21 protein-coding genes and 1 other RNA gene are annotated in these 20,634 nt (G+C 62.8%); 7 read left to right on the top strand and 15 right to left on the bottom strand.

The window, feature by feature from the left end; all coding sequences use genetic code 11:
• The first annotated feature begins 47 nt into the window (after positions 1 to 47).
• On the top strand, positions 48 to 362 hold the full coding sequence (locus C4Q26_RS12555) for a DUF2388 domain-containing protein (protein ID WP_023382957.1): 315 nt from the start codon (positions 48 to 50) through the stop codon (positions 360 to 362).
• Between the two features lie 30 nt (positions 363 to 392).
• Here the strand turns inward: C4Q26_RS12555 and gcvP are convergent, their stop codons facing one another.
• The 10 genes from gcvP to C4Q26_RS12505 form a co-directional block, all read right to left on the bottom strand.
• A complete protein-coding gene (gene gcvP, locus C4Q26_RS12550) occupies positions 393 to 3,266 on the bottom strand; it encodes an aminomethyl-transferring glycine dehydrogenase (RefSeq protein WP_023382958.1) in 2,874 nt (957 codons plus the stop codon).
• A gap of 139 nt (positions 3,267 to 3,405) precedes the next feature.
• A complete protein-coding gene (gene gcvH / locus C4Q26_RS12545; protein ID WP_027907211.1) occupies positions 3,406 to 3,789 on the bottom strand; it encodes a glycine cleavage system protein GcvH in 384 nt (127 codons plus the stop codon).
• A gap of 47 nt (positions 3,790 to 3,836) precedes the next feature.
• Positions 3,837 to 4,919, bottom strand: coding sequence for a glycine cleavage system aminomethyltransferase GcvT (gene gcvT, locus C4Q26_RS12540; protein ID WP_023382960.1), 1,083 nt, complete (start codon positions 4,917 to 4,919; stop codon positions 3,837 to 3,839).
• A gap of 124 nt (positions 4,920 to 5,043) precedes the next feature.
• Positions 5,044 to 6,624 carry an iron ABC transporter permease gene (locus C4Q26_RS12535; protein ID WP_023382961.1) on the bottom strand — a complete coding sequence of 527 codons (1,581 nt, stop codon included), beginning with the start codon at positions 6,622 to 6,624 and terminating at the stop codon, positions 5,044 to 5,046.
• 206 nt (positions 6,625 to 6,830) lie between these two features.
• Positions 6,831 to 7,832: an extracellular solute-binding protein gene (locus tag C4Q26_RS12530; RefSeq protein ID WP_027907209.1), complete on the bottom strand. Its 1,002-nt coding sequence runs from the start codon at positions 7,830 to 7,832 to the stop codon at positions 6,831 to 6,833.
• Positions 7,833 to 7,983: 151 nt separating this feature from the next.
• Entirely contained in the window at positions 7,984 to 9,201 is a 1,218-nt protein-coding gene (locus tag C4Q26_RS12525) for a 2-octaprenyl-3-methyl-6-methoxy-1,4-benzoquinol hydroxylase (protein WP_177429861.1), read from the bottom strand.
• Between the two features lie 9 nt (positions 9,202 to 9,210).
• Complete coding sequence (locus C4Q26_RS12520) at positions 9,211 to 9,693, bottom strand: DUF4442 domain-containing protein (RefSeq protein WP_023382964.1); 483 nt, start codon at positions 9,691 to 9,693, stop codon at positions 9,211 to 9,213.
• Positions 9,690 to 10,889, bottom strand: a complete 1,200-nt coding sequence (ubiH, locus tag C4Q26_RS12515; RefSeq protein WP_023382965.1) for a 2-octaprenyl-6-methoxyphenyl hydroxylase — start codon at positions 10,887 to 10,889, stop codon at positions 9,690 to 9,692. The genes C4Q26_RS12520 and ubiH overlap by 4 nt, the downstream gene beginning before the upstream one ends.
• Entirely contained in the window at positions 10,886 to 12,220 is a 1,335-nt protein-coding gene (pepP, locus tag C4Q26_RS12510) for a Xaa-Pro aminopeptidase (RefSeq protein ID WP_023382966.1), read from the bottom strand. The genes ubiH and pepP overlap by 4 nt, the downstream gene beginning before the upstream one ends.
• Positions 12,221 to 12,249: 29 nt before the next feature.
• Positions 12,250 to 12,804: a YecA family protein gene (locus C4Q26_RS12505; RefSeq protein WP_023382967.1), complete on the bottom strand. Its 555-nt coding sequence runs from the start codon at positions 12,802 to 12,804 to the stop codon at positions 12,250 to 12,252.
• Between the two features lie 154 nt (positions 12,805 to 12,958).
• On the opposite strand from C4Q26_RS12505, the gene C4Q26_RS12500 reads away from it, so the two are divergent.
• The 4 genes from C4Q26_RS12500 (at position 12,959) to C4Q26_RS12485 (ending at position 14,369) form a co-directional block, all read left to right on the top strand.
• Positions 12,959 to 13,168 (top strand): TIGR02449 family protein, encoded by a 210-nt coding sequence (locus C4Q26_RS12500; RefSeq protein ID WP_023382968.1) that lies wholly within the window; start codon positions 12,959 to 12,961, stop codon positions 13,166 to 13,168.
• Positions 13,165 to 13,482 carry a cell division protein ZapA gene (locus C4Q26_RS12495; protein ID WP_023382969.1) on the top strand — a complete coding sequence of 106 codons (318 nt, stop codon included), beginning with the start codon at positions 13,165 to 13,167 and terminating at the stop codon, positions 13,480 to 13,482. The genes C4Q26_RS12500 and C4Q26_RS12495 overlap by 4 nt, the downstream gene beginning before the upstream one ends.
• Before the next feature lie 17 nt (positions 13,483 to 13,499).
• Positions 13,500 to 13,679: non-coding RNA, 6S RNA (gene ssrS, locus C4Q26_RS12490), on the top strand.
• An 81-nt stretch (positions 13,680 to 13,760) separates the two neighbouring features.
• A complete protein-coding gene (locus tag C4Q26_RS12485; protein ID WP_104884039.1) occupies positions 13,761 to 14,369 on the top strand; it encodes a 5-formyltetrahydrofolate cyclo-ligase in 609 nt (202 codons plus the stop codon).
• 18 nt (positions 14,370 to 14,387) lie between these two features.
• On the opposite strand, the gene C4Q26_RS28095 is transcribed toward C4Q26_RS12485, so the two are convergent.
• Positions 14,388 to 14,537: a hypothetical protein gene (locus tag C4Q26_RS28095; protein WP_023382971.1), complete on the bottom strand. Its 150-nt coding sequence runs from the start codon at positions 14,535 to 14,537 to the stop codon at positions 14,388 to 14,390.
• Between the two features lie 177 nt (positions 14,538 to 14,714).
• Here C4Q26_RS28095 and C4Q26_RS12480 point away from each other — a divergent pair, with 177 nt between their 5' ends.
• A complete protein-coding gene (locus C4Q26_RS12480) occupies positions 14,715 to 15,167 on the top strand; it encodes an EVE domain-containing protein (RefSeq protein ID WP_023382972.1) in 453 nt (150 codons plus the stop codon).
• Positions 15,168 to 15,440: 273 nt separating this feature from the next.
• Here the strand turns inward: C4Q26_RS12480 and C4Q26_RS12475 are convergent, their stop codons facing one another.
• Positions 15,441 to 15,845, bottom strand: coding sequence for a flagellar basal body-associated protein FliL (locus C4Q26_RS12475; RefSeq protein WP_023382973.1), 405 nt, complete (start codon positions 15,843 to 15,845; stop codon positions 15,441 to 15,443).
• Positions 15,846 to 16,002: 157 nt separating this feature from the next.
• On the opposite strand from C4Q26_RS12475, the gene C4Q26_RS12470 reads away from it, so the two are divergent.
• Positions 16,003 to 16,980: an NADPH:quinone oxidoreductase family protein gene (locus C4Q26_RS12470; RefSeq protein ID WP_023382974.1), complete on the top strand. Its 978-nt coding sequence runs from the start codon at positions 16,003 to 16,005 to the stop codon at positions 16,978 to 16,980.
• A 92-nt stretch (positions 16,981 to 17,072) separates the two neighbouring features.
• Here the strand turns inward: C4Q26_RS12470 and C4Q26_RS12465 are convergent, their stop codons facing one another.
• The 3 genes from C4Q26_RS12465 to ubiD form a co-directional block, all read right to left on the bottom strand.
• Positions 17,073 to 17,723, bottom strand: coding sequence for a gamma-glutamylcyclotransferase (locus tag C4Q26_RS12465; RefSeq protein ID WP_027907207.1), 651 nt, complete (start codon positions 17,721 to 17,723; stop codon positions 17,073 to 17,075).
• Positions 17,724 to 18,002: 279 nt separating this feature from the next.
• Positions 18,003 to 18,971, bottom strand: coding sequence for a CDP-6-deoxy-delta-3,4-glucoseen reductase (locus C4Q26_RS12460; RefSeq protein WP_023382976.1), 969 nt, complete (start codon positions 18,969 to 18,971; stop codon positions 18,003 to 18,005).
• Positions 18,971 to 20,437: a 4-hydroxy-3-polyprenylbenzoate decarboxylase gene (gene ubiD / locus C4Q26_RS12455; RefSeq protein ID WP_023382977.1), complete on the bottom strand. Its 1,467-nt coding sequence runs from the start codon at positions 20,435 to 20,437 to the stop codon at positions 18,971 to 18,973. Before ubiD ends, C4Q26_RS12460 begins: the two co-directional genes overlap by 1 nt.
• Positions 20,438 to 20,634 lie beyond the last annotated feature (197 nt).

The raw sequence follows: 20,634 nt of genomic DNA, 5'->3' as shown, positions 1-20,634 counted from the left end.
GGATCAAAGCGGGCATCTTCAACCCCCACCCTTTGAGGTGTTTCATCATGCGTCTCAAAACCGCCATCGCAGCTACTGCCTTGCTGTCGCTGCCGATTGGCTCCGCCATGGCCGATGAGTTCTTGCGTAACCTCATGACGACAGGTGCGACCACAGCGTCGAGCTACCTGACGTCCAGAGATCACAAGCTGGTATTGGCGGCACAGGATGATGCCGGCAGCTTCGTCGCCAGTGAAGGCGCCATTCGCGGACCTTTCCTGGAGGCAGCCCTGCACCAGGTACGCACCGAGAACCCAGGGATTGAAGCCAGCGACATGGAACTGGCCAATGCCATTCTTGCCAAGAATGCAGTAGCCGAGTAAGCGTGGGGGGCTGCAACGCAGCCCCTTCTCTCAGCGGTAGGCCTCCACCGGCACACACGCACAGAACAGATTCCTGTCCCCATAGACATTGTCGACCCGGTTCACCGCTGGCCAATACTTGTGCTGGCGAACGTGGCCACTGGGGGCGACGCCTTGCTCCAGGCTGTACGGCCGATTCCACGGTGCGAGGACATCAGCCAGCGTATGCGGCGCGTGCTTGAGCGGGTTGTCCTCCGCCGGCCAATTACCCTCCTGCACCTCGCCGATCTCGGCGCGAATTGCCAGCATGGCATCGACAAAGCGATCCAGCTCCGCCTTCGACTCGCTTTCGGTCGGCTCCACCATCAACGTGCCAGGCACCGGGAACGACATGGTCGGGGCATGGAAACCGTAGTCCATCAGGCGCTTGGCCACGTCTTCCTCGGTGATGCCGGTCTGCGCCTTGAGCGGGCGCAGGTCGAGAATGCATTCGTGCGCCACCCGCTGGTTGCGGCCGCGATACAGCACGGGGAACGCGCCACTCAGCTGGCTGGCCAAATAGTTCGCCGAGAGGATCGCCACCTCGCTGGCGTCAGCCAGCTGCGGGCCCATCATGGCGATGTACATCCAGCTGATCGGCAAGATGCTCGCGCTGCCCCACGGCGCGGCGCTGACCGCGCTGTTGTTCGGGTCCAGCCCAGGCACCGGCACTACCGGGTGGCTGGCGACGAACGGCTTGAGGTGGGCGCGAATCCCAATTGGCCCCATGCCTGGGCCACCCCCGCCGTGGGGGATGCAAAACGTCTTGTGCAGGTTCATGTGCGAAACGTCTGCGCCGATGTCCGCCGGCCTGGTCAGGCCAACCTGGGCATTGAGGTTGGCGCCATCCATGTACACCTGGCCGCCGTGCTGGTGGATCACGTCGCAAATCTCGCGAATACCCTCCTCGTACACCCCATGGGTGGACGGGTAGGTGATCATCAGGCAGGACAGCCGGTCGCCAGCCGCTCGGGCTTTGGCCTTGAGGTCGTCGAGGTCGACGTTGCCCTCGTCATCGCATTCGACGATCACCACCTCCATCCCCGCCATCTGCGCCGAAGCCGGGTTGGTGCCGTGGGCCGATGAGGGTATCAGGCACAAGGTGCGGTGGGGCTGATGACGGCTGTGATGATATCGGGTGATGGCCATGAGCCCGGCATATTCACCCTGGGCGCCCGAGTTGGGCTGCATGCAGATGGCGTCGAAGCCGGTAATGGCGCACAACCAAGCCTCCAGCTCGTCGATCATCGCCTTGTAGCCCGTCACCTGGGCGGCCGGCGCGAAGGGGTGGATGTTGGCAAAGCCCGGCCAGGTGATGGGAATCATCTCGCTGGTGGCGTTGAGCTTCATGGTGCATGAGCCCAGTGGGATCATCGACTGGTTCAGCGCCAGGTCCTTGTTCTCCAGGTGCTTGAGGTAACGCAACATCTCGGTCTCGCTGTGGTGCAGGTTGAACACCGGGTGAGCGAGCAAGGGCGTGCGCCGTACCAACGCGGCAGGAATACCCTCGGGCAAGGCATGCTTGTCGAGTTCAGCGATGTCCAGGCCATGGTCCACACCGAGGAAGATGTCGAACAGCCGCAGTACCGTCGCTTCGTTGCAGGTCTCGTCCAGGCTCACGCCCAGGTGCCCGCGTCCAAGAATTCGCAGGTTGATCCGGGCATGTTCGGCACTTTCGATGATCGCGGCCTGAGCGCCACCGACATCCAGTGTAAGGGTGTCGAAGAAATGCTGGTTGAGGCGCTTTATACCCTTGGCCTCAAGCCCTGCTGCCAGGATAAACGTCAACCGATGGACCCGCTGGGCGATGCGCTGCAGGCCTTCCGGGCCGTGGTAGACGGCATAGAAACCGGCGATGTTGGCCAGCAGCACCTGGGCCGTGCAGATGTTGGAGTTGGCCTTCTCACGGCGAATGTGCTGCTCGCGGGTCTGCAGCGCCATGCGCAGCGCGGTGTTGCCGCGGGCATCGCGGGAGACACCGATGATGCGCCCCGGCATGGCGCGCTTGTAATCATCGCGGCAGGCGAAATAGGCCGCATGGGGGCCGCCGTAGCCCATGGGCACGCCAAAGCGCTGGGTCGAACCCAGCACTACGTCCGCACCCCACTCGCCGGGCGGTGCCAGCACCACCAGGCTCAACAGGTCGGCCGCTACACAGGCCAATGCCTGCTGGCTGTGGAGCTGGTCGACCAGCGGACGCAAGTCGCGCACCTCGCCGTGGGTATCCGGGTATTGCAGCAGCGCGCCGAATACCGAGTGCTTGGCGAGGTTATCCACGCAGTCCACGATCAGCTCGAAGCCAAACCCTTCGGCGCGGGTTTTCAGCACCGAGAGGGTTTGCGGGTGGCAATGCTCATCAGCGAAGAACGCGTTGCTCTTGCTGCGCGCCACACGCTTGGCCAAGGCCATGGCTTCGGCGGCAGCGGTGGCCTCGTCGAGCAACGACGCATTGGCCAGGGCCAGCCCGGTCAGGTCGATGATCATCTGCTGGAAGTTCAACAGCGCCTCCAGCCGGCCTTGGGCGATTTCCGGCTGATAGGGCGTGTAGGCGGTGTACCAGCCGGGGTTCTCCAACACGTTTCGCAGGATCACCGTCGGCGTGACCGTGCCGTGATAGCCCATGCCGATCAGACTGGTCCATACCTGGTTCTGCTCGGCATAGCCAGCGAGCTTGGCCAGTGCAGCCTGTTCATCCAGGGCCGGCGGAAGGTCGAGCGGACGGTTCAGTCGGATTCCAGGGGGGACAGTCTGCTCGATCAGCTCACTGCGGCTGGCAACGCCCAACGTGGTGAGCATGGCCTGCTGCTCCGAGGCATCAGGCCCCAGGTGGCGACGCAGGAAAGGGTTGAGCTCTTGCAGTTGATGCAGGGATGGCGACTGGGACATGACGACGCTCTCTTCCTAGACCAGGCCTCATGGAGACTTATAAGTCTAGGAAGGATTGCCGATTCTGCGGGAATTCTTGGGGTTGCAGTACCGGGCTCCTGCAGGAGGGTGCCTGCTGCAGGAGCCAGCGACCAGGCGATTACTCGCCGATGGCAGCCTTGTAGCCGGCGGCATCCAGCAGCTTGTCCAGCTCGGACGTGTCGCTTGGCTTGAGCTTGAAGATCCACGACTCGTAAGGTTTTTCGTTGAGCAGCTCGGGGCTGTCGGCCAGTTCTTCGTTGACGGCGATGACTTCGCCACCGACCGGGGCGTAGATGTCGGAAGCGGCCTTGACCGACTCCACAACGCCGGCAGCGTCGCCAGCGGCGAACACCTTGCCAACTTCCGCCAGCTCTACGAACACCACATCACCCAGGGCTGCCTGGGCGTGATCGCTGATGCCCACGGTGACGGTCCCGTCAGTTTCCAGGCGTGCCCATTCATGGCTTTCGGCATAACGCAGGTCGGCGGGGATATTGCTCATGTCTTGTATTCCTCGATTGGCTCAGCGGTCGGTCCGCCGTTGATTGTTCAGATCAGAATCTTGCCGTGGCGCACGAAAGTGGGTTTTACCACACGCACCGGGTACCACTTGCCGCGAATTTCGACTTCGGCGCGGTCGCCAGTGGCCATGGGCACGCGCGCCAAGGCGATGGACTTGCTCAGCGTAGGCGAGAAACTACCACTGGTGATCTCTCCTTCGCCAATGCCAGCGACACGTACCACCTGATGGGCACGCAACACGCCACGTTCTTCGAGCACCAGCCCAACCAGTTTTTCCTTCACGCCACTCTTGATCTCGTCCTGCAGCGCAGTGCGGCCAATGAAGTCGCGCTCGGCAGGTTCCCAGGCAATGCTCCAGCCCAGGTTGGAGGTGAGCGGCGTGTGGTTTTCGTCGATGTCCTGGCCGTACAGGTTCATGCCGGCTTCCAGTCGCAGGGTATCGCGGGCGCCAAGGCCGCTGGGGGCGATGCCGGCACCGACCAGGTCGTTGAAGAATGCAGGGGCCTGATGACCGGGCAAGATGATCTCGAGGCCGTCTTCACCGGTGTAACCGGTTCGGGCGATGAACCAGTCACCTTCGGCCATGCCTTCGAACGGGCGCAATTCGCGGATCAGCGCGGCACGCGAGGCACTGACCAGCGCGGCGACCTTCTCGCGGGCGTGGGGGCCCTGAATGGCAAGGATGGCCAGGTCGGAACGCTCATCCACACCCACCTCGAAACCCGCGCTGCGTGTCGTCAGCCAGGACAGCACGCTGGCTCGGGTCGCGGCATTGGTCACCAGGCGGTAGCCGTCCTCGGTGCGATAGACGATCAGGTCATCGATGACCCCGCCTGCGTGGTTCAGCAGCGGGCTGTACAGGGCTTTGCCGGGGCTGTCCAGGCGAGCGACATCGTTGGCCAGCAGCTGTTGCAGCCAAGGCGTGGCGGCCCTGCCATCGATGTCGATGACGGTCATGTGGGACACGTCGAAAACCCCGCAGTCGCTACGCACCTGGTGGTGCTCTTCGACTTGCGAGCCATAGTGCAGGGGCATATCCCAACCGCCGAAATCGACCGTCTTGGCGCCGAGCGCCAGGTGCAGGTCATACAAAGGCGTGCGCTGTCCCATGGGTTTCTCCTTCCGGGCTTGGCGAAGCGGCAGCGGGCGATGACGTTTGGTCGTCAACTCTTGTTATAGGACCCGCCGCTGCGAATGCCGCGCATTGTAGCCGCAAGGGCGCGGGCTGGCATCCTTACTGACTGTGACCGGGACGTCTGGCCGAACGGCGGATCAAGCCGATGACCGGTAGCAGCCCAACCAGCACAAGGGTCAGCGCGGGTAACGAAGCACGCGCCCACTCCCCTTCGCTGGTCATCTCGAACACCCGCACCGCCAACGTATCCCAGCCGAAAGGACGCATCAGCAAGGTTGCCGGCATTTCCTTGAGCACATCGACAAATACCAGCAAGGCCGCGCTGAGAGCACCTGGAACCAGTAATGGCAGATACACCTTGCAAAACAATCTCGCGCCACCGACACCCAGGCTGCGCGATGCCTCCGGCAGCGAAGGCCGGATACGCTCCAGGCTGCTTTCCAAGGGGCCGTAAGCCACTGCGATGAAACGCACCAGATACGCCAGCAGCAGCGCCGCCAGGCTGCCCAGCAACAGTGGCTTGCCTGCGCCCCCCAGCCACTGGGACAGCGGCACCACCAACTGGTTATCCAGATAACTGAAGGCCAGCATGATGGACACCGCCAACACCGACCCCGGCAACGCGTAACCCACATTGGCCAGGCTCACGCCAGCACGGATGACGTGCGTCGGCGCCTGACGTCGGGCAAAGGCCAGCACCAACGCCACGCCAACGGTGATCAGCGCCGCCATGGCGCCCAGATACAGGGTGTGCAGTACCAGGCTGACGTATCGCTCATCCAGGTCATACCGCCCGCGCTGCCAGAACCACGCCAGCAATTGCAGCAGCGGAATGACGAAGGCACAGGCGAATACGAGCAGGCACCAGCCACTGGCCAGCAGCGCCTTGCCGCCGCGTAAATGGTAAAGCGCCCGCCCTCGTGGCCGCTCGTTGCCATGGTGACTGGCACCCCGGGCACGACGCTCGCCATACAGCACCAGCATCACCGCCAGCAGCAGCAGGCTGGCCAACTGCGCCGCGCTGGAGAGGCTGAAGAAACCGTACCAGGTCTTGTAGATGGCCGTGGTGAAGGTGTCGAAGTTGAATACCGCAACTGCGCCGAAGTCGGCCAGTGTCTCCATCAACGCCAAGGCAATACCCGCACCGATGGCGGGTCGGGCCATTGGCAACGCGACCCGCCAGAACGCTTGCAGCGGCGACAGCCCCAGCACCCGCGCCGCTTCCATAAGGCCCTTGCCCTGGGCGAGGAACGCCGTGCGCGCCAGCAGGTAGACGTAGGGGTAGAACACCAGCACCAGCACGACGATCACCCCGCCCGTGGAGCGCACACGGGGCAAGCGCATCGGCCCAAACATTTCGCGCAGGGCAGTCTGCACCGGGCCGGAGAAATCCAGCAGGCCGACGAAGACGAAGGCCAGCACATACGCCGGAATGGCGAATGGCAGCATCAACGCCCAGTCCAGCCAGCGTCGGCCGGGGAATTCACAGAGGCTGGTGAGCCAGGCCAGGCTGACGCCTAACACGGTGACCCCGACGCCGACCCCGAGTACCAGGGTGGCCGTGTTGCCCAGCAAGCGGCTCATCTGGGTATCGAGCAGGTGCGACCATATTTGCGGGTCGATCGACTGCCACGACAGCAACAGCACGCTCAGGGGCAAGAGCACCAGGGCGGCGGTCATCAAGACCGGGAGGTACCAACGGCGTTGGGGCGTGTGCGGCAAGTTGACTGTCTCTGAGGCTGAATTGCGACCGCTTTGGGGTCATTCGCGGGTAAACCCGCTCCCACAGGGTGCGGCGCCGCTCTTGATGACGGCGAAATACCTGGGGGAGCGGGTTCACCCGCGAAAGGGCCTTCGCAGGCCCCCGAAAGGATAAGGCCTGGGGCTTAGTTCCAGCCAGCCCGGTCCATCAAGCGAATCGCTTCGGCCTGGCGCTTGCCGGCGACTTCAACCGGAATGCTGTCGGCCTTGAAGCTACCCCAGGCCGCCACCTCGTCCGATGGCTTGACCTTTGGGTTGGCCGGGAATTCCTGGTTGATATCGGCGAACAGCTTTTGCGCTTGCTCGCCGGTCATCCACTCGACCAGCTTTTTCGCCGCTTCAGGATGCGGCGCATGCTTGGTCAGGCCGATACCCGAGAGATTGACGTGCACGCCTCGGTCGCCCTGGTTTGGCCAGAAGATCTTCACCGGCAGTTGTGGATTCTGATTGTGCAGACGCCCGTAGTAGTACGTGTTGACCACCCCCACATCGCACTGGCCTGCCGCGATGGCCTGGATCACCGCGTTGTCGTCGGAGAACACGTCCGTGGACAGGTTATTGACCCAGCCTTTGATGATTTGCTCGGTCTTGGCCTCACCGTGTGTCTCGATCATCGTGGCGGTCAGCGACTGGTTATAGACCTTCTTCGCCGTCCGCAGGCACAGGCGGCCTTCCCACTGCTTGTCGGCCAGAGCTTCGTAGGTGCTCAACTCTTCAGGCTTGACCCGCTCGGTGGAGTAGATGATGGTCCGCGCACGCAGGCTCAGGCCGGTCCAGTCATGGGACGACGCGCGATACTGCGGGGGGATGTTCTTGTCGATGATGTCCGACTTGATCGGCTGCAGGATGCCCATCTGCTCGGCTTGCCACAGGTTGCCGGCATCGACGGTAAGCAGCAGGTCGGCCACACCATTCTCGCCCTCGGCCTTGATGCGCTGCATCAGCGGGGCTTCCTTGTCGGTGATGAACTTGATCTGGGTGCCGGTCTTGGCGGTATAGGCGTCGAAAACTGGCTTGATCAGCTCGTCGATGCGCGAGGAGTACACCACCACTTCGTCCGCTGCCTGGGCAGTGCCGCCCAGCAGGGTCAAGGCCAGAACGGCCAGTAGGGGCTTGCGTGGCAACATGAAAAGCACTCCTCGAATGGTATGAGAGGTGCAAATGGTAGTGAATCCCATTTTGCAGCTCATCCTCGGAGCCGTTACCGGATGTTGCAAAGCCCCAGCACCACCAGAAGCCGGCTTGCCGGCAATGAGGCCGCCAAGCGGCACCCACGCATCAGGCCTTGGCCAACTCAGGCAGATCCCCACTCAAGCCCAACGCCTGGCGCACGAACATCGCCTTGGCCTCCGGCATCTGCTCCACCAGCTTCAAGCCGGTGTTACGCAGCCAGCGCAACGGCAGCGGATTGGCCTGGAACAGCCGCTCGAAGCCCTCCATGGCCGCCATCAGCGCCAGGTTGTGCGGCATACGCCGGCGCTCGTATCGGCTCAGCACCTTCACATCCGCCAACCGCTCACCACGCTCACAGGCATTGACCAACACCTCGGCCAGCACGGCGGCGTCGAGAAACCCCAGGTTGACGCCCTGCCCGGCCAACGGATGAATGGTGTGCGCGGCATCGCCAATCAGCACCAGGCCTTCATCCACGTAGCGCTTGGCATGGCGTTGGCGCAGCGGCACGCAAACACGCGGGTCGGCCTCCAGCACATCGCCCAGTCGCCCCTCGAAGGCTTCCTGCAGCGCCCTGCGGAAGGCGTCGTCCTCCAACGCCATGATCTGCTCGGCTTGTTCAGGCGTGGTCGACCATACGATCGAGCACCACTGCTGGTTGCCATCGCGCGATAAAGGCAGAAACGCCAGCGGCCCCTCGTCGGTAAAACGCTGCCAGGCGGTGGCTCGATGCGCCGCGCTGCAGCGCACACTGGTCACGATAGCGTGGTGCAGGTAATCCCATTCACGGGTCTGGCAACCCGCCAGGCGTCTCACCGCCGAATTGGCGCCGTCGGCGGCCACCACCAGAGGAGCTCGCAGGCTGCGACCGTCGGCCAAGGTCAGCAGCCACTCGTCACCGGAGCGGCGCAGCTGCTCCAGGCGTGCATTGGGCAAGAGGCCGATGTCGCTGTCGTGCAGGCGCTCCAGCAACCCATCCTGCACCACCCGGTTCTCGACGATGTGGCCAAGTACCTGGGCATGCACGCTGGCCGCCGAGAAATGAATCTGGCCGGTGCCGCTTCCGTCCCAGACCTGCATGTCCGAATAGGGCGACACGCGTCGCCCAGCGATGCCTTCCCAGGCCCCCAGGCGCTCCAGAATTCGCTGGCTCGCTGCGGACAAGGCGCTCACCCTGGGCTCGAACGGCGCCTGGGCATCGAAGGGTTTGACCGACAGCGGGCTGCCGTCGAGCAGGAGAATATCCAGGCCACTGTGGCGCAAGGCCAGGGCCAGGGCGCTACCGACCATACCGGCACCGACAATCAGTACATCTGCGCGCATTTCCATGCTTTACGCCTGCCTCGCTTGCGGCTTGAGCCGCACGTATAGGGTTTTATCGACCCGCGCCACCAGCTCGCCGGCGCCATCGCGTACATCCACCTGCAAACGCGGCAGGTACTTCTTGCCGGAAGCGGTTTGCTGGCGAATGTCGTCCAGCAACGCATCGTCGAGGTGGAACTCGGCGTACACCGGTCCTTTGCCCGGGGCGATGAAGTCGATGCTGGCAGCCTTGTCCCAGACGATGTACTCGCGGCCCAGCTGTTCGATCAGCAGCAACATGTAGAACGGATCGACCATCGAGTACAGACTGCCACCGAACTGGGTACCGACGTAGTTGCGGTTCCAGCGGGTCAGTTTCATGCGGACCTTGGCGCTGCGCATGTCCGGGCTGATGTGCTGCACGCGGATACCGGCGCCGAGGTAGGGAGGGTACAGGTTCAGCAACCAACGCAGCATGCGAGCCCGGCGAGCCAGGCGGCGTGAATCGCTCATGCCTGGCCCCGCGCGTCAGGGCGGGTGCCCAGGCCCATGGCCTGGCGCGCGAACCAACTTTTCGCCGGCGGCAGCAGGTCAAGCCCGAGCAATCCGATGTTTCGCCCTGCCGCCAGCAATGGCTGGCTGCTGCCGAACAGGCGGGTCACCTGGTCGGAAAAGCCGATGGTCAGCGCCTGGTCGAGTCGCTGGCGCTGGTGATAGGCCTGCAGTGTCGCAAGGTCGCCCGGATGTTGCGGGCCAGCCAACAGCGCGTCGGTCAGTGCCTGCACATCGCGCAATGAAAGGTTGAAGCCCTGGCCGGCTATCGGGTGCAGGCTGTGCGCAGCATTGCCCAGTACCACCAGGTGCGGTCGCACCTGTTCCTCGGCCTCCACCAGCGCCAGCGGATAAAGGTGCCGCGCGCCCACCTGACGCAGGGCGCCGAGGCGATAGCCAAAGGCGTCCTGCAGCTCACGCAGGAAATGGCGCTCGTTGATATCCGCCAGGCGCTGGGCGTCCATTCCCTGGCGGGTCCAGACGAGCGCGCAGCGATTGTCCGGCAATGGCAGCAGGGCCATCGGACCTTGTTCGGTGAAACGCTCGAAGGCTTGCCCGCGATGGGCCTCACCCGGTGTGATATTGGCGATCAGTGCACTTTGTTCGTAGGGCCTGCGACGCACATGGATGCCCAATTGCTCACGCAGACCCGAGCGGCCGCCGTCGGCCAGAATCGCCAGGTCGCATTCCAGGCTGGTGTCATCGTCCAGTCGCAATCGGTATCCACCGTCGATGGCCTGCATCGACCGGACCTCCGCCGGACAGCGCCAGCTCACCACCTCGCTGTCCAACCCTTGCCACAGGCACTGGCCAAGCCAGGCGTTCTCCACCACGTAGCCCAGTGCCGGCACACCTTCTTGCGAAGCATCCAGGCGTGTTGCGCCAAAGCGTCCACGGTCGGAGACCTGGATCTGCAGGATGGGTTCGGCACGTCGGCTGATGGTCGGCCACAGGCCCAGGTGATGGTAGATCTGTTGGGTACCAAACGACAGCGCGGATGAACGTGCGTCATAACTGGGCTGGAAGCTATCACCCGGGGCAAACGGCTCGATCAGCAGAATCTTCCAGCCTCGTGCCTTGGCACCTGCCTGCAGGGCCAAGGCCAGGCTTGCACCGACGAGGCCGCCGCCGATGATCGCCAGGTTGACCCGGCTCATGCTGCATCCCTGCGCGCGGCCGCCATCAGTGCCTCGATTTCAGCGACTGTCTTGGGCACATCCGACGTCAGAATTTCACAGCCCTGCCTGGTCACCACTACATCGTCCTCGATTCGCACACCAATGCCACGCCACTTCTTCGCCACCGTCTGATTGTCGGCAGCAATGTAGATACCTGGCTCTACCGTCAGCGCCATGCCGGGCTCGAGCACCCGCCACTGGCCACCGACCTTGTACTCGCCCACATCGTGCACATCCATGCCCAGCCAATGTCCGGCTCGGTGCATGTAGAAGGCGCGATAGGCCTCGCTTTCGATCAACGCCTGCACCTGGCCCTTGAGCAGCCCCAGTTCCACCAGGCCCTCGGTGATGACCCGCACGGTCGCCTCGTGGGCGTGATTCCAGTGCTTGCCCGGAGCGATCTCGGCGAACGCGGCCTCCTGGGCCTTGAGCACCAGTTCGTAGATCGCCTTCTGCTCGGGGGAAAAGCGTCCACTGACCGGGAAGGTGCGGGTAATGTCGCTGGCATAGCAGTCGATCTCACAGCCAGCGTCGATCAGCACCAGGTCGCCATCCTTGAGCAGGGCGTCATTTTGCTGGTAATGCAGAATGCAGCCATTGCGCCCGGCCGCGACGATCGAGCCGTAGGCCGGCATTTTGGCGCCACCTTTGCGGAATTCGTAATCCAACTCGGCTTCCAGGCTGTACTCGTGCAGCCCCGCCCGGCAGACCTGCATGGCCCGCACATGGGCGCGCGCGGAGATTTGCGCGGCAGCACGCATGACCTTCACCTCCGCCGCCGATTTATACAGGCGCATGTCATGCAGCAGATGATCCAGCGCAACGAACTCGTTCGGTGGCTGGGCGCCCAGACGGGCCTTGGAACGGATCACGTTGATCCAGTCCATGAGCCGGCGATCGAACTCGGGGTTACTGCCCATGGCGCTGTACACCCGCTCGCGCCCTTCGATCAGGCCCGGGAGGATCTCGTCGATGTCGGTGATCGGAAAGGCGTCATCGGCTGCAAAGTCGCGAATCGCCCCTTCCTGGCCGGCCCGCACACCGTCCCACTGCTCACGCTCGGGGTTGCGCTCACGGCAGAACAACACGTACTCACCGTGCTCGCGCCCAGGAATGAGCGCAATCACGGCTTCAGGCTCGGGGAAGCCGCTGAGGTACTGGAAGTCGCTGTCCTGGCGGTACACATGCTCGACGTCGCGGTTGCGAATGGCGACTGCAGCGGCAGGCAGGATGGCGATGCTGTTGGGAACCATCTGCGCCATCAGCGCCTTGCGCCGACGGGCATACTCGGCCTTGGGTATGTGGCTCATGGACAAGACTTCCCCCCAGGGTGATCGAATCAGTGCAGCGATGGCTTGGGTGCGGGTGCGGCGGGTGCGGCCAGCTCCGTATAGAGCAGCAGCGGCGCGACACGCAGATACTCCATCACTTCCATGTAGTCGCTTTCGCCATCCTCGGACTCTTCCAAGGCTTCCTGGACTTGAGAAATGGCGACCAGGTCCTGCAGGACCTCTTTCGCATCGGTGGACAGGTCCTTGCCGCCAGCGTTCAGACCAAAGCCGGTAATGAAACCTTGGCACCATTGGCCCAGCGCGGTGGCGCGCTCGGTCAGCGGGGCTTCGTCGCCTGGCAGCAGCAGGACGATGGCGATGTCCTCGCCAGTGAGTTCGGCCTTGACCATTTCCTGCAGGCCAACCAAGGCATTGCGCACGGAGTCCGCGGGCTCGCTTTCCAGCGCGCCTGCGGCATCGGCCAGCCAGGCTTCGGGGTCGAAGCCCGCGCCAGCGCAGCTGCGGCCGATCAGCAGACCATGCAGTTCGGCGGGAGATACAGGGTGACCGTTGCTCGAAAGCAGCGAGGCGAAAGCGGTGTAAGGCGATTGAGTATTAGGCATGGGCAGCTAGGCGCCAGGCGGCGCAATGACTAGAATGAAGACCTTGTATCCTAGCACCGGCAGGCGCGCCAAGACCATCGGCACTGGCCGCCATTGCCCAGGGAGAGGCATCATCGCCAGGTGAGTCAACGACGGAGCGAATCGAGTGCAACCCATGCAAGAGAAAGACCTGCAAGCGCTGATGAGCCGGTTCGAGTTGCTGATCGAACGTGTCGAGCAACTTAAACGGCAAAATGCACTCCTAATTGCTCAGGAAAAATCCTGGCGCGAGGAACGCGCCCACCTCATCGAAAAGAACGAAATCGCCAAGCGCAAGATCGAGTCGATGATTTTACGCCTGAAGGCCCTGGAGCAAGACTCATGAGTTCAAGCAATAGCGTTACCGTGCAGATCCTCGACAAGGAGTACTCGATCATCTGCCCTCCGGAAGAACGCAACAACCTGGTCAGCGCCGCACGCTATCTGGACAGCAAGATGCGCGAGATCCGCAGCAGCGGCAAGGTCATCGGTGCCGACCGCATCGCCGTCATGGCGGCCCTGAACATCACCCACGAGCTGCTGCACCGCCAGGACACCCCGGAAACGGCCAGCACAGGCACTACCCGTGAACAGGTACGCGACCTGCTGGAACGGGTCGACCAAGCGCTGTCCGACGACGCGGATACCAAAATCGGCTGAGATTGGTATACTGGCGCCACTCCCTGGGGGATGCGCCAGTCGGTTATGTCCCTGAGCCGATACGCACAACCACGGGGGTTGCACGCTGGGGCCGGTGTGCATGTCCGCCCGACGGAAAGCCTTAACGCCCCCTGCAATCTCCACCTTGAACTTTCGGGTTCAAGGGCTACACCGATAGCGGTCTTATCGGGGAGCCTGAATTCGCTTGCCCGCCTCCTCTGGCGGGCAATTCGTTTTGGCCGGCCCAGTCGGCCAGCACACCTGGGAACGCCCGTGCCATGACCGACACCGCGCCGCTCACCCGCCCCCAGCTTCGTCGCCTGCTTCGCGATGCCCGCCGCGCCCTGACGCCGGCACAGCAACATCGAGCCGCACGTGGCCTGTATCGCCAACTGGCGCAGCACCCGCTGTTCCGCCGTGCCCGGCACATTGCCCTGTACCTGCCCAACGATGGCGAAATCGACCCGCAGTTGCTACTGCGCGAAGCCCAGCGTCGTGGCAAGCGCACCTACCTGCCAGTGCTGCACGCCTGGCCGCGCACGCGCATGGTGTTCCAACGCTTCGAGCACGGCGAAAAACTCAAACGCAATCGGTTTCGCATTCCAGAACCGGTCGCCGACCGCAAGCGTCAGCGTCCGATCTGGTCGCTGGATCTGATCCTGCTGCCACTGGTGGGGTTCGATGAGGTCGGCGGACGCCTGGGCATGGGCGGCGGTTTCTATGATCGCAGCCTCGCCTACCAGGCTCGTCGTCAAACCTGGAAAAAGCCACTGCTGCTGGGGCTGGCCCATGAGTGCCAGAAAGTGGAGCGACTGGCTCAGGCCAGCTGGGATGTACCGCTACAAGGCACGGTCTCGGACCGCGGCTGGTACATGGCGCCGAACTGATCGGCGCCAGCGGGGGAATCAGCGCTGCTGCTGGCCGGCGTCGACTGGCGCCTGGTAAGCGGCATCGAGCTTGCGCTCCCAGATACCCTGCGCATAACCGGTGGTGACCACGCCAAGTCCAAAGATGAATACCAGGATCCAAAGCAGATCTGGTTTACGTTGGTTCATCGAAAATTGCCCCCCTAGGCAATGGTCAGGCTCGGCGACCTTCTTGGTGTCGCCGGAGCGTCTAGCGTTAAAATCGGCGCATTTTCCGACAACCTGAGTCGACACGCAAACGTTGACGCCAACCGACTGTCGGTTTCATGCAACAGGTTATTTCAAACTTTTTCAGGAGCAGCATCCATGGCCTATTGGCTGATGAAATCCGAGCCCGACGAGCTCTCGATCGAAGGCCTGGGCCGGCTGGGGGAAGCGCGCTGGGATGGTGTGCGCAACTACCAGGCACGTAATTTCATGCGCGCCATGAGTGTCGGAGACGAGTTCTTTTTCTACCATTCCAGCTGCCCGCAGCCGGGAATCGCCGGCATTGCCAGAGTCGTCAACGCAGCTTACCCGGACCCGACTGCGCTGGATCCGCTAAGCCACTATTTCGACGCAAAGGCCACTACCGATAAGAACCCCTGGAGCGCAGTGGACGTGGCGCACGTAAAAACGTTCAGCCAGGTGCTGGGGCTGGGCTTGCTCAAGCAGCAGAGTGCATTGGAGGCGTTGCCGTTGGTGCAGAAGGGCACGCGGCTGTCGGTGATGCCCGTGACCGATGAGCAGTGGGCGGCGATTATTGCCTTGGCCCGGTGAATTCGAGTGGTCCGTCTGGCGTTGTTCAGCGCCGTCACCATCGAGCGCCGCCCGCGCGGCGCATCGCGAGCAAGGCTCGCTCCTACGTCTATTCCGGGCCAATTATTCCTGTGGGAAATGCGCGCGAGTGCACACAAGGCGGTCGTGTGCGCTGGCACAGACATGACTGGCCAGAAACAAACGTAGGAGCGAGCCTTGCTCGCGATGCGCCGCGCGGGCGGCGCGCGATCTCAACCGCACCACACAATTACCGGCGAGCCTATCGAGGCAGCATCACTGCACGATCAAATTGTTGAACAGCAGGTCCTCGACGATCGGCTTGCCTTCCTCGGCCTCCATTACCTGCTGCACCTGTTTCAGCGCTTCCTGGCGCAGCTTTTCCTTGGCCTCTACATTGCTCATGTTATCCACACCCTGCTGGGTGAACAGCGCCACCAGCTGATTGCGAATCAACGGCTCATGGTGTTTGACCGCAGCAGCGGCGGCATCGCCCGTCACACGCAGGGCCACATCGGCTTTGTACACGCGCAGCTTAGGGCCACCATCGAGGGCATAGTTGCCGACGAAGGGCGGGCTCAGGCTGATGTAGGAGACCTTGGGCTCTCCTTCCTTGGCTTCTTCGGCCATGGCCGCCGCTGGCAGCATCAGGGCCAGTACCATCAAGATCCACGCTTTCACGAATTAGCTCCTCAATACAGTTGGCGCCAGCTTACCCAGCACGCCGCTCAAACCCAAGCTCCGGCTTATGCCAGCCCATCAGGCCGGGGCATGCTCGTTGACCGGGCAGGCGGCACTCCTACACTTATCGGCCACCACACGCAAAGGAATAGCCCCGATGAAAGCTGTGTTGTGCAAAACCCTGGGCCCTGCCAGCAACCTGGTAGTGGAGGAAGTGGCCAGCCCGGTGCCGAAGAAGAACGAGATCCTGCTCGACGTACACGCGGCCGGGGTCAATTTCCCTGACACCCTGATCATCGAAGGCAAATACCAGTTCCAACCACCACTGCCCTTCTCTCCCGGTGGTGAGGCGGCTGGTGTGGTGGCGGCGGTAGGCGAGAAGGCCGGCGCTTTCAAGGTCGGTGACCGGGTCATGGCGCTGACCGGCTGGGGCGCCTTCGCCGAACACGTGGCGGTGCCCTTCTACAACGTGATGCCGATCCCGCAGGGTATGGATTTCGCCACCGCCGCTGCCTTCGGCATGACCTACGGCACTTCGATGCATGCGCTCAAACAGCGCGGCCAACTGAAGCCTGGCGAAACCCTGCTGGTACTGGGTGCATCCGGGGGCGTCGGCCTGGCGGCTGTGGAAATTGGCAAGGCCATGGGCGCCAAGGTGATCGCTGCAGCCAGCAGCGCGGAAAAACTCGCCGTGGCCAAGGCTGCGGGTGCCGATGAAGTGATCGATTACAGCAAGGCCAGCCTGAAGGATGAGATCAAGCGACTGACCGGCGGCCAGGGCGTAGATGTGATCTACGACCCAGTGGGAGGCGAGCTGTTCGAACAGGCAGTGCGCGGGCTGGCCTGGAATGGTCGGTTGCTGGTGGTGGGGTTTGCCAGCGGCACCATCCCTCAGCTGGCGGCGAACCTAGTGCTGCTCAAGGGCGCAGCGGTGCTCGGGGTGTTTTGGGGAGCATTCGCCCAGCGCCAGCCAGAGGACAATGCCGCCAACTTCCAACAGCTGTTCGTCTGGCATGGCCAGGGCAAGCTGAAACCGCTGGTCTCGCAGACTTATCCACTGGCCGAAGCTGGGGCGGCTATCGATCGACTGGGGCAGCGGCAAGCTGTGGGTAAGTTGGTGGTGCTGGCCAAGTAGGGCTGGAAGCGTTCATTGCCTGTACCCGCCCTATCGCCGGCCAGGCGTCTGCTGAAGGGGGATGCTTGGGGAAGGTACAGGCAGTGGGGAACTCAAACCTCGCGCAGGTTATGGCAGCGCCTGAAACGCGCCTCGAGGTTGCGATCCGGCATCTGGTGGCTGCGCAAGGCATTCAAGGTCTGCTCGACATAATCGCGCGTAGTGCCATAGCGCCCCTTGGCACTGGCCAGGATCTGGCTGAGCAAGGTATCCGGCAGGTTCCCTGCGTAACAGGGCAAATGCCGCTCCAACACGAACCCCAGGGCCTGGACCTTGCTCCCATCGCTGAGCCGGCAGCTCAACCAGTGCGGCCGATACGCCGGGTAAGGCATTTCGCGCTGCCACAGGGCCATCAGCGAGTCGTCCAGGTTGCTTTCATCAAGCCGGTAGGCAAAACCGCTGCAAGAGCCACCCCGATCCAGGCCAAACACCAGGCCGGGCGTTTCAGGCGTGCCACGGTGCTCATGCGACCACAAGTACAACCCACGGTGGTAACCATGCACCCGCGCGCGTTGGCGCTCCACGGAGTTGCATTCCGGGCGCCAGATCAAGGAACCATAGGCGAACAGCCAGACCGGGCCGCCCTGGTGCCGTGACATGGTCGTCTGCATGGAGTTGTACAGTTGCTCACGGGTCAGTTGTTGCCCGAAGTCAAGCGAGGGTGGATATGAAACTTTCCAGGATGAACTCTCAAGTGCCGACATAAGCTGCCGCCATGATTCCCTGTAAATAGCGCTTGTAGCGGAAAAGACGATTCAAGGCAGATCTTACTCTGCTGCCCATGCCAGCCAAATCGCCGGCTGGCCGGCTCCCGTGGAGGCGTCATGCCTAACTTAAGACAGCCACCGCCTTAGCTCAAGTATATGTCGAAATTTTCATGGGGCCTTCCGACGATTGGGAATTATTATTCCGAAAAACGCGAAAGTTATTAACCAAGGCGGTAATAGTTACCGCCTTATACCGACGCTTTCAAACTTCGGTTATTAACTGCGGGGGGCGTAGGCAAACACATCGGCACGCATACGGTGCGCGTCCATACCAGCCTCGACCAATGCATCGAGCGTGGCATAGACCATGTTGGGCGAGCCACTGGCGTAAACATGCACGGCATTCAGGTCGTCCATGTCTTCGCAGACCGCTTCATGCAGCATGCCGCAGCGCCCTTCCCAATCGCATAGGTCGCTGACGACCTTGTGCAAGTACAGATTGGGCAGGCGCTCCCACTCGTCCCAATGCTCGATGGCATAGAAATCTTCGGGGCGCCGCACTCCCCAGTACAGGTGGACCGGGTGCTTGAAACCTTGAGCGCGGCAATGTTCGACCAGGCTGTGCATCTGCCCCATACCCGTGCCCGCAGCGATCAATACCAACGGCCCGTCGGGCAGCTCGGCCAGGTGGGCATCGCCAAATGGCATTTCGATGCGCGCCACGCCATCACGCTGCAGTTGCTCGATCAATTGTCGGGCGCTGTCTTCGCGGACCAACACATGCAGCTCCAGGTCCCGCCCGCAATGGGGGGCTGAAGCCAGCGAGAAGGCCGCCTGCTTGCCACCCTTGCGCTCGATCATCAGGTACTGCCCGGCGTGGTAGCGCGGCGGCTTTCCGGCCGGCGCACGCAGACGCACGCGCCAGACATCGCCACCTACCTCGGCGCATTCGCTCACGGTGCAAGCCAGTTTACGCACCGGCAGCTCGCCCAACGCCAGCACACCATCCCACAGCAAGACACAGTCCTCCAGTGGCTCGGCAATGCAGGTGAACAGCTCGCCATGGTCACGGACTTCGCCGTCCTGGCGCACCCGCCCCTCCACCAACAACGCGGCGCAGACATGGCAATTGCCATTGCGGCAGCTGTTCGGGCAGTCATAGCCCAGTCGCCGCGCCCCATCCAGGATCCGTTCCCCGGGTTCGAGCGCCAGCACTGCCCCGGACGGCTGCAACGTTACCTGCATCAATCTATTCCCAACTGATCCCACAGCTCATCGATACGGCGGGTGACCGCCTCGTCCTTGACGATGGCACGGCCCCATTCCCGCGTAGTCTCGCCTGGCCACTTGTGGGTGGCATCCAGGCCCATCTTCGACCCAAGCCCCGATACCGGCGACGCGAAATCCAGGTAGTCAATCGGCGTATTGTCGATCATCACCGTATCACGCTTGGGGTCCATGCGCGTGGTGATCGCCCAGATCACATCGTTCCAGTCGCGGGCGTTGATGTCATCGTCGGTAACGATAACGAACTTGGTGTACATGAACTGTCGCAGGAACGACCACACGCCCAGCATTACGCGCTTGGCGTGCCCTGGATACTGCTTCTTCATGGTCACCACCGCCATGCGGTACGAGCAACCTTCAGGAGGCAGGTAGAAGTCCACGATTTCCGGGAACTGCTTCTGCAGGATCGGCACGAACACTTCATTCAGCGCCACACCGAGGATCGCCGGCTCATCCGGTGGACGGCCGGTGTAGGTGCTGTGGTAGATCGGCTTCTGGCGGTGGGTGATGCGCTCCACGGTGAACACCGGGAAGCTGTCGACCTCGTTGTAGTAGCCGGTGTGGTCGCCATAGGGGCCTTCCGGGGCCATTTCACCCGGATGGATCACACCTTCGAGAATGATCTCGGCGGTTGCCGGGACCTGCAGGTCGCTGCCACGGCATTTGACCAGCTCGGTACGGTTGCCGCGCAGCAGGCCGGCGAAGGCATACTCGGACAAGGTGTCAGGCACAGGCGTGACCGCGCCAAGGATGGTCGCCGGGTCCGCCCCAAGCGCCACTGCGACCGGGAAAGGCTGGCCTGGGTGCTTCTCGCACCACTCACGGTAGTCCAGCGCACCACCACGGTGGCTCAACCAACGCATGATGACCTTGTTGCGACCAATCAGCTGCTGGCGGTAGATGCCCAGGTTCTGGCGGTCCTTGTTGGGGCCGCGGGTGACGGTCAGACCCCAGGTGATCAGCGGAGCCACGTCGCCCGGCCAGCAATGCTGGATCGGCAGCTGGGTAAGGTCGACATCCTCGCCCTCGACCACCACTTCCTGACAGACCGCGTCCTTGACCACTTTCGGCGCCATGGACACGACTTTCTTGAAGATCGGCAGCTTGGACCAGGCGTCCTTCAAGCCCTTGGGCGGCTCGGGTTCCTTGAGGAAGGCCAACAGCTTGCCGATTTCGCGCAGTTCGTCGACCGACTCGGCGCCCATGCCCATAGCCACCCGCTCCGGAGTGCCGAACAGGTTGCCCAGCACCGGCATATCGAAGCCGGTGGGCTTTTCGAACAGCAAAGCTGGGCCCTTGGCGCGCAGGGTACGGTCACAGACCTCGGTCATTTCCAGGACTGGGGAGATCGGAACCTGGATGCGCTTGAGTTCACCGCGCTGCTCCAGGCCACGGATGAAGTCGCGCAAGTCGCGATACTGCATGCATGAGCCTCGTATTGGCCGTATCGGTCGGGGTGCAGAGTGTAGCGCCGTTCAGGCCTTTATTGGGGGCAAAAATGATGTGGGGCCGCTTCGCGCCCCTTTCGCGAGCAAGCCCGCTCCCACAAGCATCACACTGACCCTGTGGAAGCGGGCTTGCCCGCGAAGAGGCGCGAAGCGGCCCCAATCAATTCCAGCTT

Source organism: Pseudomonas sp. SWI44 (genome assembly GCF_002947915.1).
GTDB lineage: Bacteria > Pseudomonadota > Gammaproteobacteria > Pseudomonadales > Pseudomonadaceae > Aquipseudomonas > Aquipseudomonas taiwanensis.
Note: the sequence above shows the minus strand (reverse complement) of the source record. Positions and strands in the feature narration are given on the sequence as shown.

Coding starts and splice junctions, on each gene's coding strand:
- C4Q26_RS12535 (WP_023382961.1), bottom strand. CDS start 6,624: ATGACCGCCGCCCTGGTGCTCTTGCCCCTGAGCGTGCTGTTGCTGTCG.
- ubiD (WP_023382977.1), bottom strand. CDS start 20,437: ATGCAGTATCGCGACTTGCGCGACTTCATCCGTGGCCTGGAGCAGCGC.
- gcvT (WP_023382960.1), bottom strand. CDS start 4,919: ATGGGACAGCGCACGCCTTTGTATGACCTGCACCTGGCGCTCGGCGCC.
- C4Q26_RS12555 (WP_023382957.1), top strand. CDS start 48: ATGCGTCTCAAAACCGCCATCGCAGCTACTGCCTTGCTGTCGCTGCCG.
- C4Q26_RS12460 (WP_023382976.1), bottom strand. CDS start 18,971: ATGCAGGTAACGTTGCAGCCGTCCGGGGCAGTGCTGGCGCTCGAACCC.
- C4Q26_RS28095 (WP_023382971.1), bottom strand. CDS start 14,537: ATGAACCAACGTAAACCAGATCTGCTTTGGATCCTGGTATTCATCTTT.
- ubiH (WP_023382965.1), bottom strand. CDS start 10,889: ATGAGCCGGGTCAACCTGGCGATCATCGGCGGCGGCCTCGTCGGTGCA.
- C4Q26_RS12495 (WP_023382969.1), top strand. CDS start 13,165: ATGAGTTCAAGCAATAGCGTTACCGTGCAGATCCTCGACAAGGAGTAC.
- C4Q26_RS12465 (WP_027907207.1), bottom strand. CDS start 17,723: ATGTCGGCACTTGAGAGTTCATCCTGGAAAGTTTCATATCCACCCTCG.
- C4Q26_RS12480 (WP_023382972.1), top strand. CDS start 14,715: ATGGCCTATTGGCTGATGAAATCCGAGCCCGACGAGCTCTCGATCGAA.
- C4Q26_RS12485 (WP_104884039.1), top strand. CDS start 13,761: ATGACCGACACCGCGCCGCTCACCCGCCCCCAGCTTCGTCGCCTGCTT.
- gcvH (WP_027907211.1), bottom strand. CDS start 3,789: ATGAGCAATATCCCCGCCGACCTGCGTTATGCCGAAAGCCATGAATGG.
- gcvP (WP_023382958.1), bottom strand. CDS start 3,266: ATGTCCCAGTCGCCATCCCTGCATCAACTGCAAGAGCTCAACCCTTTC.
- C4Q26_RS12520 (WP_023382964.1), bottom strand. CDS start 9,693: ATGAGCGATTCACGCCGCCTGGCTCGCCGGGCTCGCATGCTGCGTTGG.
- pepP (WP_023382966.1), bottom strand. CDS start 12,220: ATGAGCCACATACCCAAGGCCGAGTATGCCCGTCGGCGCAAGGCGCTG.
- C4Q26_RS12500 (WP_023382968.1), top strand. CDS start 12,959: ATGCAAGAGAAAGACCTGCAAGCGCTGATGAGCCGGTTCGAGTTGCTG.
- C4Q26_RS12530 (WP_027907209.1), bottom strand. CDS start 7,832: ATGTTGCCACGCAAGCCCCTACTGGCCGTTCTGGCCTTGACCCTGCTG.
- C4Q26_RS12470 (WP_023382974.1), top strand. CDS start 16,003: ATGAAAGCTGTGTTGTGCAAAACCCTGGGCCCTGCCAGCAACCTGGTA.
- C4Q26_RS12525 (WP_177429861.1), bottom strand. CDS start 9,201: ATGCGCGCAGATGTACTGATTGTCGGTGCCGGTATGGTCGGTAGCGCC.
- C4Q26_RS12505 (WP_023382967.1), bottom strand. CDS start 12,804: ATGCCTAATACTCAATCGCCTTACACCGCTTTCGCCTCGCTGCTTTCG.